13 protein-coding genes are annotated in these 13,589 nt (G+C 34.6%); 7 read left to right on the top strand and 6 right to left on the bottom strand.

Annotated features, from left to right (window positions below):
• The first annotated feature begins 95 nt into the window (after positions 1-95).
• A complete protein-coding gene (locus ABW637_RS11770) occupies positions 96-2,609 on the top strand; it encodes a M14 family metallopeptidase (protein WP_367584891.1) in 2,514 nt (837 codons plus the stop codon).
• A gap of 31 nt (positions 2,610-2,640) precedes the next feature.
• On the opposite strand, the gene ABW637_RS11765 is transcribed toward ABW637_RS11770, so the two are convergent.
• Together ABW637_RS11765 and ABW637_RS11760 are read right to left on the bottom strand one after the other, a co-directional pair.
• On the bottom strand, positions 2,641-3,510 hold the full coding sequence (locus ABW637_RS11765) for an alpha/beta fold hydrolase (protein WP_367584890.1): 870 nt from the start codon (positions 3,508-3,510) through the stop codon (positions 2,641-2,643).
• A gap of 1 nt (position 3,511) precedes the next feature.
• Positions 3,512-3,976, bottom strand: a complete 465-nt coding sequence (locus tag ABW637_RS11760; RefSeq protein ID WP_367584889.1) for an Mpo1 family 2-hydroxy fatty acid dioxygenase — start codon at positions 3,974-3,976, stop codon at positions 3,512-3,514.
• Between the two features lie 90 nt (positions 3,977-4,066).
• Here ABW637_RS11760 and ABW637_RS11755 point away from each other — a divergent pair, with 90 nt between their 5' ends.
• Positions 4,067-4,624: a thioredoxin family protein gene (locus ABW637_RS11755; RefSeq protein ID WP_367584888.1), complete on the top strand. Its 558-nt coding sequence runs from the start codon at positions 4,067-4,069 to the stop codon at positions 4,622-4,624.
• Between the two features lie 3 nt (positions 4,625-4,627).
• Positions 4,628-5,155: a GNAT family N-acetyltransferase gene (locus ABW637_RS11750; protein WP_367584887.1), complete on the top strand. Its 528-nt coding sequence runs from the start codon at positions 4,628-4,630 to the stop codon at positions 5,153-5,155.
• On the opposite strand, the gene ABW637_RS11745 is transcribed toward ABW637_RS11750, so the two are convergent.
• From ABW637_RS11745 to ABW637_RS11730, 4 genes are all read right to left on the bottom strand, one after another.
• Complete coding sequence (locus ABW637_RS11745) at positions 5,152-5,676, bottom strand: YfiT family bacillithiol transferase (protein WP_367584886.1); 525 nt, start codon at positions 5,674-5,676, stop codon at positions 5,152-5,154. The two genes, ABW637_RS11750 and ABW637_RS11745, sit on opposite strands and share 4 nt — an antisense overlap.
• 13 nt (positions 5,677-5,689) lie before the next feature.
• Positions 5,690-6,487, bottom strand: a complete 798-nt coding sequence (locus ABW637_RS11740; protein ID WP_367584885.1) for a hypothetical protein — start codon at positions 6,485-6,487, stop codon at positions 5,690-5,692.
• A gap of 284 nt (positions 6,488-6,771) precedes the next feature.
• Positions 6,772-7,704: a peptidylprolyl isomerase gene (locus ABW637_RS11735; protein ID WP_367584884.1), complete on the bottom strand. Its 933-nt coding sequence runs from the start codon at positions 7,702-7,704 to the stop codon at positions 6,772-6,774.
• A 463-nt stretch (positions 7,705-8,167) separates the two neighbouring features.
• Positions 8,168-10,375, bottom strand: coding sequence for a RecQ family ATP-dependent DNA helicase (locus ABW637_RS11730; protein ID WP_367584883.1), 2,208 nt, complete (start codon positions 10,373-10,375; stop codon positions 8,168-8,170).
• A 238-nt stretch (positions 10,376-10,613) separates the two neighbouring features.
• Here ABW637_RS11730 and ABW637_RS11725 point away from each other — a divergent pair, with 238 nt between their 5' ends.
• From ABW637_RS11725 to lptB, 4 genes are all read left to right on the top strand, one after another.
• Positions 10,614-11,579, top strand: coding sequence for a KpsF/GutQ family sugar-phosphate isomerase (locus tag ABW637_RS11725; protein ID WP_367584882.1), 966 nt, complete (start codon positions 10,614-10,616; stop codon positions 11,577-11,579).
• Complete coding sequence (tatC, locus tag ABW637_RS11720; RefSeq protein ID WP_367584881.1) at positions 11,579-12,415, top strand: twin-arginine translocase subunit TatC; 837 nt, start codon at positions 11,579-11,581, stop codon at positions 12,413-12,415. Before ABW637_RS11725 ends, tatC begins: the two co-directional genes overlap by 1 nt.
• On the top strand, positions 12,412-12,762 hold the full coding sequence (locus tag ABW637_RS11715; protein WP_367584879.1) for a carboxymuconolactone decarboxylase family protein: 351 nt from the start codon (positions 12,412-12,414) through the stop codon (positions 12,760-12,762). Before tatC ends, ABW637_RS11715 begins: the two co-directional genes overlap by 4 nt.
• Positions 12,763-12,845: 83 nt before the next feature.
• Positions 12,846-13,586, top strand: a complete 741-nt coding sequence (lptB, locus tag ABW637_RS11710; protein ID WP_367584878.1) for an LPS export ABC transporter ATP-binding protein — start codon at positions 12,846-12,848, stop codon at positions 13,584-13,586.
• Positions 13,587-13,589 lie beyond the last annotated feature (3 nt).

Genomic DNA, 13,589 nt, shown 5'->3' with positions numbered 1-13,589 from the left:
AAAAGACTTATTAAAGTTAAAGTTATGCAAACCGCTTCATTGTCTGAAGCGGTTTTTTTTATATTCACAAATCGAAAGAATAACTCAACAATTCAATGAAATACATCTTTACTGTTTTTTTAGCATTAACCACTCTTGTCTCCTCTGCTCAAAATGATCTTGCTTTAGAATATTATCTTCCAAAAAACACAACCTATAATCCAGAAATACCCACTCCTCAAAGTATTTTGGGATTTGTCCCTGGGAAATGGCATGTTAGTCATGATAAATTAGTTAATTACGTAAAAACACTTGCCGAAGTTTCACCAAGAATAACACTAGAAAACAGAGGAAATACTTTTGAAGATCGCCCCATTTTATTATTGACAATCACTTCAGAAAAAAATCATCAAAACCTAAAAAACATACAAGAAGAACATCTTCGGCTTACAGAATCGGGCTCTGAAACAGTACAAATAGAAACCCAACCTGTTATCGTGTATCAAGGATTTTCTATTCATGGTAACGAACCCAGTGGCTCTAATGCGGCTTTGATTGCTGCATATCATCTCGCTGCCGCCCAGGGACCCGAAATAGAAGAACTTTTAAACAATACTATTATTTTATTAGACCCTTCTTTGAACCCAGATGGCTTACAACGTTTTGCCTATTGGGCAAATACTAATAAAAGTAAAAACCTGAGTACTGATCCCCAAGATCGAGAATATAGTGAAGTATGGCCAGGAGGAAGAACCAATCATTATTGGTTTGATATGAATCGCGATTGGTTACCCGTGCAATTACCCGAATCAAAAGCGCGAATTAAAACCTTTCACCAGTGGTATCCGAACATCCTTACCGATCACCATGAAATGGGATCAAATAGCACTTTCTTTTTCCAACCGGGTATACAATCCAGAACACACCCTCTTACCCCTAAACTTAATCAGGAATTAACCAAGAAGATAGCCAATTATCATGCTAACGCACTTGACAAAATAGGTTCTTTGTATTATACCGAAGAAAATTTTGATGATTTTTATTACGGTAAAGGATCTACCTTTCCTGATATCAATGGAGGGATTGGAATCTTGTTTGAACAAGCAAGTTCTCGCGGACATGCACAACAAACAGCAAATGGGATACTTACTTTTCCATACACTATTAGAAATCAGTTTACCGCAGCTTTGTCTACACTAGAAGCCGCCAAGTCAATGCGAAAAGAATTGCTGCAATACCAAAAAGGTTTTTATAATAATGCCAGAAAAGAACCTGCAAAGGATGCCTATATTTTTGGAAACTCACAAGATGCGGCCTCAGTATATCATCTAGCCGAAATCCTTAAAAGACATCAAATTAAGTTGTATGAACCTAAACAAGATATAACTTCAGGAAATAAAACCTTTAGAAAAGGATATAGCTATATTGTACCTAAAAATCAACGTCAGAATCGACTTTTAAAAGCCATTTTCGAGAAGAGAACTTCATTTCAGGATAGTCTTTTTTATGATATTTCTGCCTGGACATTCCCTTTGGCTTTTAATCTTGAGTATGCAGACAGGATTTCAATTGCTAATGTAGGTAAAGAAGTCTCTGATTTAAAACACCGAAATGCTAATGCTGTAAACCAGAGTAATTATGCCTATGTAATGCAGTGGCACGAATACTATAGCCCTAGAGCTTTATATCAACTATTAGCAAAAGGCATTAGAGCAAAAGTAGGCATGAAACCATTTTCATTAGAAAACAAGAGGTATGATTATGGTACTATCCTAATACCTATACAGAATCAAAAATTAAACGCTCAGGAACTTTATGCTTTACTTCAAAAAGTTGCTACTGATAATCATATTGATATTACCGGAGTATCTACAGGACTTACAGAAGGAATTGATTTAGGCAGTAGTCAATTTAGAACTCTTAAACTACCCAAGATAGGCTTATTTACTGGTGCTGGTATCACACCATACGATGCAGGTGAAGTATGGCATCTAATGGATCAACGATACGATATTCCTATTACAAAATTAAAAACAGGAAATTTCTCTAGAACAGATTTATCAAGATATTCCCATATTATTTTACCAAATAGCTGGAGACAAAGTTTTGATAAAGAAAAAGCAGAAAAGATTAAAACTTGGATTAGCAATGGAGGAACATTAATAGGGTATAGAAATGCAGCACAGTTCTTTGCTAATCATGAACTTATGAAAATTGATTTTGCGAAACCTGAGAATGATGCTAAAACTATATCTTTCGAACAAAAACGAGATTTTTCGGGTGCCCAGGTTATTGGCGGAGCTATTTTCGAAGCAAAAATCGATCGTTCTCATCCAATTAATTTTGGGTATAAGCAGGATAAGATTGCTTTGTTTAGAAATACTACATTATTTGTAAAACCCGACAAACAAAGCTACAACAACCCTATTAAGTATACCAAAAACCCATTATTGAGCGGCTATATAAGTCAAAAAAACTTAGATTCGTTATCAGGAACTGTTCCCTTTAGGCATAACGACCTAGGAAAAGGTAACGTAATTTTATTTACGGATAATACTAATTTTAGAGCCTTCTGGTATGGTACCAATAAACTATTAATGAATGCCATATTCTTTAGCGAAGAAATGTAATCTGTGAGGAGGTTGCTAAAATTAAATGATATTATGACAGTTTGTTTCTAAAATCATAATAATGCTCTAATACTTCATCCGGAGCTTCAACTTGGGGATAGTGCCCTATGTCTTCTAAAATTACGACATCTGCATTAGGTACGATTTCTTTATAAAATTCTGCCATATGTTTGCCCGAGATTGGATCTACTCCCCCATCGATTAATCGTTTTGGAATATCTGTATATTGTATAGCCTCTCGCCATCTAATTTTATAGGTATCTCTTTCTGTTAGGTATTTTATAAGTTTCGGAATGACATTTTTACCATCGTTATAGTCTACTACTTCCCAAAAATCATTTACCTCTTTCTCGCTAGGCTGTGTGTCTTTCCCAAAGATCTTTTTAAAATTCTTAGCTAGTGTATTTCTACCCATAAAATGCTTTAGAATAGCGCCAAGAGGGGTTAATAAAAGCTTCTGCGTAATAGTCGGGAAATTAGTTTCAGGAAACATTCCACCATTTAAGAAACAAACCGATTTAATATCAAATTTATATTCTGGATTTTCTTTAAATCGGGCCAACATTTCTTGTACAACAGTATCACCAAAGTCATGAGCCAGAATATGGAAAGAAGAGAGGTTATTTTCTTCAAGAAAAGTTTCCCACAAATCAACTTGTGCAGAAATCGTATATTTAAAATCCATTGGTTTTGAAGAAAAACCATACCCCAACATATCTAATGTATATACCTCATATTTATCTACAAGAGAATCCCAAATTTTTTCCCAATCCCAAGATGATGTTGGAAAACCATGTACAAGGAGCAAAGGCTCTCCCTTACCCGATTTCTTATAAAATATTTGATAGCTATCTTTATATTTAAAATAAGAACCCGAATTTTTCCAGTCTTTTAAAGTCATACTACTTCTTTCCGAACATTTTTTGAATTACCCATGCTGGACCGATCAGTAAAAACTGTATATCCTCTGCAGCTGATGGCTTTTTTCCTTCTAAATGATGCCCATAAAACTGTCCAATCCATGCAACTACAAAGATGATTAAAGAAACCAACCATAAAGGTGCATATTGACCTATATAATGATTTGCTATAATACAAAAAGCTATAAAAATCAGAATTTGCAAGGCCATTTTTACAGATAGTCTGATATAAAAGAGTAAGATAAGTAATGACACTACAAAAGCCCAGTTTTCAATAAATGGATTGTTACCAGGGATAATTGATGCTAAAAAACCACTAGGAATACTCATTATTAACCCAACTATAGAAAAGAATATAGCGGGAACGCAGATAAAATGAATTGCAATATTAGTCTTATTTTGATGGCTTACAGCATATTCTTTAAACCAAGTATCTAAAGATTTCATAAAGTTAAATTTAGTTGTAACGAAGGTACTAATTTTTTAGACTTATTATATAGAAAATTGTAATTTGGAACCTTTAATAAATTGAAAAATATGGCACGTACTCCATCAAATATGCTACCTATCGGGACTCTAGCATCAGATTTTAAACTGGTAGATGCAATTACTAATAACCCAGTAACACTAAAAGATGTTCGTGGCGAAAAAGGAACTGTAGTAATGTTTATCTGTAATCACTGTCCGTTTGTGATTCATGTAAATGAAGAGGTTGTACGGGTAGCAAATGATTATCGAACACAAGGGTTTGGTTTTGTTGCCATTAGTAGCAATGATATCGAAAAATATCCTCAAGATGCCCCTGAGCATATGTGGAAAACAGCACAAAAAAACAACTATACTTTCCCTTATCTATTTGATGCCACTCAAGAAGTGGCAAAGGCCTATGATGCCGCTTGTACGCCAGATTTTTATTTATTTGATGCAGAATCAAAACTTATCTACCGAGGTCAACTTGATGACTCCAGGCCTGGTAACGGAATACCTGTAAATGGGCGTGATCTTCGACAAGCATTAGATGCAGTATTACGTAACGCACAAGTTTCTGAAAATCAAAAACCTAGTATTGGTTGTAATATAAAATGGAAAGAATAGAGTATGCATTCAGAAATCATCTTCAAGAAATGTTCAGAAAGTGATATTGAAAGCCTGGTACATATTAGTCAGCAGTTTTATCCCGAACATTATACTCATATCTGGAAAAATGACGATCCCAGTTATTATATAAATCTAAGTTTCAACCTAAAGGCTTTTGAGGAGGATTTTAAAGTTGAAAACATTGTGTATTTCTTAATTCAAAAAAAAGATACCAATTTAGGATTGTTGAAGATTAGAAAAAATGAAAAAGTGTCTAATTTCGGTGACGCTGAAGCTATTCAATTAGAAAAAATCTATTTATTAAAAAACTCTACTGGTCTAGGTATTGGTAAAAAAGGTTTGGAATTTACAATAAACTATGCCACATCCTTGAATAAAAAGGTACTGTGGTTAGACGTAATGACCACGAGTCCTGCGTTGGCCTTTTATCAAAAAAATGGTTTTCGAACCATCTCTTTTTATGACTTGGACTATCCAGGTTTAAAAGATGGGTATCGAGAAATGCAACGAATGATTATAGAAATCTAATCCCCTAACGCTGCAATAATTTTTAAATGTGCCAAATGATGATTACCATGCCATGCATAAATGCCAATATCTTCGGCTAATGAAATTGCGATATTACCCTCTGGATGTATAAATTCTTTTTCAAGATCCACAGCAGACAATCCTTTTAAAAAGTATACCCATTTAGCATGTAAGGCTTTTATAAGGTCTATTGACAAATTAATTGGTGCTGATTTAGTATCGAAAAGTTCTGCCCATAATTTTTCATTATATGCCTTGATGGTCGGATTATTTTCTGTCATTGCCCATTTAAACCGAATATACCCGTTATGATGGCTATCATGAATATGATGAATTACCTGTCTAGCTGTCCAACCACCTTCTCTATATGGGGTTTCTAATTGTTTTTCAGTAAAATCAGAAACGAGGTCAGATATTTTTAAAGGCAAGCTCTCTATATCAGATATCCATTGTTCTATATGGGTTGAGGTTATATTTACAGGGCATTTAAATTCTCCAATAGGATATTTTCTAGCATCCATAATTAATAATACATTATTCTACTTTAGCATACACAAATTCTTCTTTAGAGAAGAGATCAATCAACGTAAGTACGTTTTCATCTACGTTTTCTATTTTATATCTATAAATACGATCATCCATAGGAAAAAAGCATTCTAGAACACCATCGTCGATCCTGGTTTTTAGACGATTTGCAAATTTACCATTGTAAAAATTAAAGCGTATAGTACCTTCAAAAATGATGTAATCGTCTGTATTTTGTATAAAAAGCCATCTCCCCTGTAATGCATCGTATATATCTCTATTGTAGAATTTATTATCCAGCAGCCCTTTCATCTTATTTGCATATGACAAAAAGTCTTCTTTTAAAGGAATTCCTGCAACGGGTGATCCAATTTTCTCAGTTTCTATTTCTTCTCCACTATTAAAGTAATGCTTCGACTCGTATTTAGTAAATGTTCTTGAATAATCAAGTACTTTTTGACCATTAGGATTGGTTGCTGTTAAATATGGTTTATGTTTATAGTCTACATAAATCAATTGGTCATTCCAGAAATAAAATGTGGTAAGAACATCTGCAGAACGTGTTCCTACTTTTCTAACAATTTTCTTAAGTCGTTCATGTTCGTAGTATCCGTTAAGCTCTGCTGCATTATCAGGCATTTTATCCAGAAATTCTTCGGGATCCAGAAAAAATGTATCAAATTCTATATAACCATCAATGACCTCCATTTGATCTTTGATATTAATAAGAAGATCTTCTTTTTCTTGTCCAAAAGAAACATTTGCCAGATAAAGAATCAAAAAAGTTGTAAGTAGTGTTTTTTTCATATTAATTGATTAAAGCTTCTTCCTGTTTTCCCATAAACATAATTAAGAAGAAGCATATATCTAACTATCAATTGAAAATTTTAACATTTTCATCATCACTTAGAACAACCAAAGTAATGATTTTGAATCAGATAAAAAATAGGTTTTATTAACAAAACCTCTATTACAATATATCATAAAGCATACCACATTTTCTTATTGCGCTAAACATATAGGTTTTAAAACAAAATGTCCCTGAGGTAATCAGGGACATTTTAAAGTATATTTTTAATAAAAAATGAAAATTATTTCACTTCTACTAATTCTACATCAAAAACAAGAGTCGCATTAGGTGGAATTACTCCTCCTGCACCAGCTTCACCATATCCCAGATAAGGTGGGATTACAAAACGAGCCTTATCGCCTACTTCTAATAGTGCTATCCCTTCATCCCATCCTGCGATTACATGTCCCATTCCTAATGGGAAATCAATAGGTTGATTTCGTTTAAAAGAAGAGTCAAAAACGGTTCCGTCGGTTAAACTCCCTTTGTAATGTACAGAAACCGTTTTACCTTTTTCTGCTTTAGCACCATCTCCTTTTTGAATTACTTTATATCGTAATCCACTCTCTGTTTTATCAAATCCCGCAGCTAGCTCTTCTAATAACGCTTCTGTTTTTTTCTTAGCAGCTGCTTCACGTTCTGCTTTTGCTCCGTTAAACTTTCTAAAAGTTTCTACAGCGTTAAAATTTTCTGCTTCTGCACCTACTCTTATGATCTCTACCTCATCAATAGCATCTCCCTGAGCTACGGCATTAACTACATTTTGCCCTTCTATTACTTTACCAAACACTGTATGTTTACCATCTAACCAAGATGTTTCTACGTGTGTAATAAAAAACTGGCTACCGTTTGTTCCCGGACCTGCATTAGCCATAGATAATACACCAGGGCCATCATGCGTAAGATCTGGATGTATTTCATCATCAAATTGATATCCTGGGCCTCCGGCACCAGTACCCTGAGGATCACCTCCTTGAATCATAAAATCTGCGATTACTCTATGAAATTTCAAACCGTTGTAATAAGGCTTTCCCTGTGGGATAGCTTCATTTTCTATGTTTCCTTCGGCAAGGCCTACAAAGTTACCTACGGTTCCTGGAGTCTTTTCGTATTCTAAATTAATAAGAATATCCCCTTTTGTTGTTTTAAATTTTGCGTATAATCCGTCTTGCATAACAGCGTATTTTTAAGCGTTTTAATTTTTGAGATGCAAAGATAAGTAATTGGTTATGGTTTACAGAAACATATTAGCTTTTAAAGTTTACATACTTATTTTGGCTTAGACTTAATATAGTTTTAACAGAAAGAGAAAATGACATCAAAAAATTATAATTACATTGTAGAGTATAATCTTAAAACCATTTATTATGTTGAAGAAAATTTTAGAAATCAAGGATATTAAATCTTTGAATCAGAATGAAAAAAAAGCTATAAAAGCAAGTAGCGCAAGTAGATCGAATTGTGCAATAGCTATTTCGTTAGATTGTACGTTATGCTTATGTGTAGGATGGAAGCCTCAAGGATGTGTTTGCGTACCTGTCAATCCATAATGGACGGTATGTAAAAAGTAAAAAAAGGCTTTGATAAAAAAATCAAAGCCTTCGGTTTAGCCTAAAGCTAGTTTATCTTTATGTTTTTTAATTCGCTACATCACTAATAAACTTGATACGGTATAAACGAAGTTCTTCGTCGTCATAGTCACCGTCAAACTCTTTTATAGCAATATCGATCTTGTCATTTTCGGCTTCAATAAAATACTCATGGATTTCTTCTTGTTGATCTTCATCAAGAATATCATCAATCCAATACGAAATATTTAGTTTAGTACCACTATACACAATAGCTTCCATTTCTTTCATAAAGGCTGTCATATCCATTCCCTTTGCTGCTGCTATATCGGTGAGTGGTAATTTTCGATCCACGTTTTGTATGATATACAGCTTGAGGCCGCTATTGGCACCTGTACTTTTCACTACAAAATCATCTGGGCGAACAATATCGTTTTCCTCTACATAATTAGTAATAAATTCTACAAAAGGCTTTCCATATTTTTTTGCTTTTCCTTCTCCTACCCCATGTACATTTCCAAGCTCTTCTATAGTAACAGGATATTTTAGAGCCATATCTTCTAACGACGGATCCTGAAATACTACAAAAGGTGGTACTCCCAGCTTTTTAGCAACAGTTTTACGCAGATCTTTAAGCATTCCTACTAACCGATCATCAGTACTTCCACCTTTACCTCCAGACTTTGCTGCAGTTATTATAGTATCATCATTAGCTTCGTCAAAAATATGATCCTCGGTCATCATGAAGCTTACCGGATCATTTAGAAAATCGGTTCCTTTAGGAGAGATTTTGATTACTCCATAAGTTTCGATATCCTTTTTAAGGTATCCGGCAACCAATACCTGACGTATAAGGGCCATCCAATACTTCCCTTCTTTAGATTTCCCACTTCCAAAGAACGATTGCTTATTGGTTTTGTGCGAGAGGATAAGTGCGTTACTTTTTCCTATAATTGTATTCACTAAATCCTTAGACTTATATATTTCGCCAGTTTTACTCACCACTTCTAGTAGTAGTTTAACCTCATCCTGAGCTTCGTGTTTTTTCTTTGGATTACGAACATTGTCATCCATATCTGCTCCATCGCCATTCACCTCATCAAACTCTTCTCCAAAATAATGCAATATAAATTTACGTCTGGATATTGATGTCTCTGCAAAAGCGACAACTTCCTGCAATAGCGCATGACCAATTTCTTGCTCTGCAACAGGTTTACCACTCATAAACTTTTCTAACTTCTCTATATCTTTGTAGGCATAATAAGCAAGACAATGCCCTTCTCCTCCGTCACGTCCTGCTCGTCCTGTTTCCTGGTAATAACTTTCAATACTTTTGGGTATATCATGATGGATTACAAATCTCACGTCGGGTTTATCTATTCCCATTCCAAAGGCAATGGTAGCGACCACCACATCGGTATCTTCCATTAAGAACATATCTTGATGTCTCGCTCTTGTTTTAGCATCCAATCCTGCATGATAAGGCACTGCTTTTACCCCGTTAACCTCTAGAGTTTGCGCAAGTTCTTCTACACGTTTTCTGCTTAGACAATATACTATACCACTTTTTCCTTGATTTTGTTTTACAAAACGAATAATATCGGCATCAACATTTTTAGTTTTAGGCCGTATTTCATAAAATAAATTAGGGCGGTTAAATGAAGCTTTAAACGTTTTTGCGTTACTCATCCCCAGGTTTTTCAGGATATCTTCTTGCACTTTTGGTGTGGCTGTAGCGGTCAACCCAATGATAGGTATATCTTCGCCTATTCTCTTGATTATGGTACGCAGGTTTCGATATTCTGGTCTAAAATCATGACCCCATTCGCTAATACAATGAGCTTCATCGATTGCCAAAAATGAAATTTTTTGTGTTCTCAAAAAATCTACATATTCTTCTTTGGTAAGGGATTCTGGAGCAACATATAGTAGTTTTGTAACTCCATTGATAATATCATCCTTTACCTTTTTTACTTCTGATTTATTCAGTGAAGAATTTAGCACATGTGCTATACCATCCTGTGATGAAATACTACGTATAACATCAACTTGGTTTTTCATCAATGCGATCAGGGGTGAAACTACAATTGCAGTTCCTTCGCACATTAAAGCAGGCAGCTGATAACATAGGGACTTTCCTCCGCCTGTAGGCATTATTACAAAAGTATTTTGCTTTCCAAGAATACTTTTGATTACCTCTTCCTGTAATCCTCTAAATTGACCAAATCCAAAATACTTTTTAAGAGCATTTTGCAAGTCAGTTTCATTCAAACTCATTAAATCCTTTAACTTTTATATACCAATTTAAATAAAGATTTTACTAACACTAAAACCCGTTTCCCCAAACACAGATTTAGTGGATATTTTCATTTCAATTTTAGTATGCCAAATATAACGAAAGCATAAATTAATATGCTTTTTTTTGACAGTATTTAAAATTAATAAGGTATTGTATACCTTTGCGTAAATTAAAGATAATAAAATCTTTATTCATAACACGCAAATTTTTTAAATTTTGAATACCCGAGATACTATAATTTCATATGCCAAAAAAACCATCGCCGAGGAAGCTCAGGCGATTGCCTATTTAGAAGAACTTATTGATGAAGAGTTTTCTAAAGCTGTGGAAACCATACAGAACTCTAAAGGTAGAGTTATCATTACTGGCATTGGCAAGAGTGCAATAATCGCTTCTAAAATAGTTGCAACGATGAACTCTACAGGAACTCCTGCTGTTTTTATGCACGCCGCAGATGCCATTCATGGTGATTTAGGAAATATTCTGAAAGATGATGTAGTCATCTGTATTTCTAAAAGTGGTAATACTCCAGAAATAAAGGTCCTGGTTCCCTTGATAAAAAGTTTTAAAAATCCATTAATTGGAATGACCTCTAACAAAGAATCTTTTTTAGGTCAAGAAGCCGATTATGTATTACATGCTTTTGTAGAAAAAGAAGCTTGCCCCAACAATCTAGCACCAACTACCAGTACTACAGCCCAAATGGTTATGGGAGATGCTGTAGCTGTAAGTTTGTTATATTTACAGGGTTTTTCGAGCCGTGATTTTGCTAAATATCATCCTGGAGGAGCTTTAGGAAAAAAACTATATTTACGAGTAAGCGATATTACTTCTCGTAATGAAAAACCAGAAGTTGCTCCGGATTCTAATATTAATAGTGTGATTGTTGAAATTACCGAAAAAAGACTTGGGGCCACCGCTGTAACAGATAATGGCAGTATTTTAGGTATCATCACCGATGGGGATTTACGAAGAATGCTTACCAATAATACTTCTTTTAATGGGCTTACTGCCAAAGATATTATGTCTCCTAACCCCAAGCGAATTGATAACAATGCCATGGCCGTTGATGCTCTAGAAAAATTAGAGGAAAACTCAATTACGCAATTACTTGCAGAAGAAGATGGTAAGTATGCAGGCTTTTTACATATTCATGACCTAATGAGAGAAGGTATTTTATAATGGCAAAAAATACAAAAAAAAACCCCCAATCCATGTCTTTTCTAGATCATCTAGAAGAGTTACGTTGGCACTTAATAAGAGCAACCATGGCAGTACTTATTGCAGCTGTTATTGCTTTTATTGCTAAAGAATTTATTTTTGATGTATTAATCTTTGGGCCAAAAAAGCCCGATTTTCCGACTTATAAAGGGCTGTGTAATTTATCAAAACTTCTAGGTCTGGACGAAAGTTTATGCTTCAAAGAATTACCTTTTAGTGTACAAAGTAGAAAAGTTGCAGGACAATTTTCGGTTCATATCTGGACATCGATCACTGCTGGTTTTATCATTGCATTCCCTTATGTTTTGTATGAATTCTGGAAGTTTATAGCACCAGCAATGTATGATAATGAGAAAAAGAATTCTAAAGGGTTCATTATTATTTGTTCTTGCTTATTTTTCTTAGGTGTCCTATTCGGATATTATGTTATCACACCGCTATCGATTAACTTCTTAGGAGGATACCAAGTAAGCAAAGAAGTTTTAAACGAATTTGATATCGATAGTTACATTGGTCTATTAAGAGCATCGGTAATTGCCTGTGGTTTGATTTTTGAACTCCCTGTTATTATGTTCTTCTTAACCAAAATTGGATTAGTAACCCCCGAGTTTTTAAAGAAATATCGCAAGTTTGCTTTGGTCATTGTACTTATTCTATCGGCAGTGATTACACCACCAGATATTGCTAGCCAGGTCATCGTTGCTATTCCTATACTAGTCCTTTATGAGGTTAGTATTTATATTTCAAAAATTGTTATTAAAAAAGAAAAGAAAAAATTACAAAAACAATCTACATGAGTACTATAGTTGATGAATTTAATGGATATCGAGAAAAAATGAACTCTCGTATCCTGGAAGATAATAATAAAGTAATCAAAAGAATCTTTAACCTAGACACCAATGCCTTTATGGAAGGTGCTCTAAATGTAAAAACCAAGGAATTATTAGGTTTGGTAGCTTCTGCTGTACTTCGATGTGATGATTGTGTTCGTTATCATCTTGAAACTTGCCATAAAGAAGGTTTATCTAAAGAAGAAGTAGTCGAAGCCCTTAGTATTGCTACCCTAGTTGGCGGTACTATTGTGATTCCTCATTTACGACGTGCCTACGAATTTTGGGATGCTTTAGAAGAAAAGGCTTCCTGAGATTAGAATACGGTTAAAAAAGAATACTGTAAATTTACCAGCTCTTTTGAGCAACACCCCAAAAATAAAGAAGTCATTGTACTATGAAGTTGAAAGCAGATAATTTAATGAAGTCCTATAAAGGACGAAAAGTGGTAAAAGACATCTCTCTTGAGGTTAATCAAGGAGAAATTGTAGGGCTCCTGGGACCTAATGGTGCCGGTAAAACTACTTCATTTTATATGATTGTTGGTCTGGTAAAACCTAACGGAGGTAAGATTACCTTGGATGATATAGATATTACCAAATACCCAATGTATAAACGTGCTCAAAACGGTATTGGTTACTTAGCTCAAGAAGCTTCTGTTTTTAGGAAATTAAGTATAGAAGACAATATTTTAAGCGTTTTGCAGCTTACTAAACTATCTAAAAAAGAGCAACTACATAAAATGGAAGCTCTAATTGAAGAATTTGGTTTAGGGCATATTAGAAAAAATCGCGGAGATCTTTTAAGTGGTGGAGAACGTAGACGTACAGAAATTGCTCGCGCATTGGCCACAGATCCAAATTTTATCCTTCTCGACGAACCCTTTGCAGGTGTAGACCCTGTAGCAGTAGAAGACATACAACGAATCGTAGCCCAATTAAAAAACAAGAACATTGGTATTTTAATCACCGATCACAACGTGCAAGAAACCCTGGCCATTACAGATCGAACCTATTTAATGTTCGAAGGTAGTATTCTTAAAGCGGGTATCCCCGAAGAACTTGCCGAAGACGAAATGGTACGTAAAGTATATCTAGGTCAAAACTTTGAGTTGCGGAAAAAGAAACTTAATTTTTAAATA

Source organism: Aquimarina penaris, assembly GCF_040786285.1.
In the GTDB taxonomy this organism is placed as follows: domain Bacteria; phylum Bacteroidota; class Bacteroidia; order Flavobacteriales; family Flavobacteriaceae; genus Aquimarina.
This window is presented reverse-complemented; position numbering and strand designations above follow the sequence as displayed.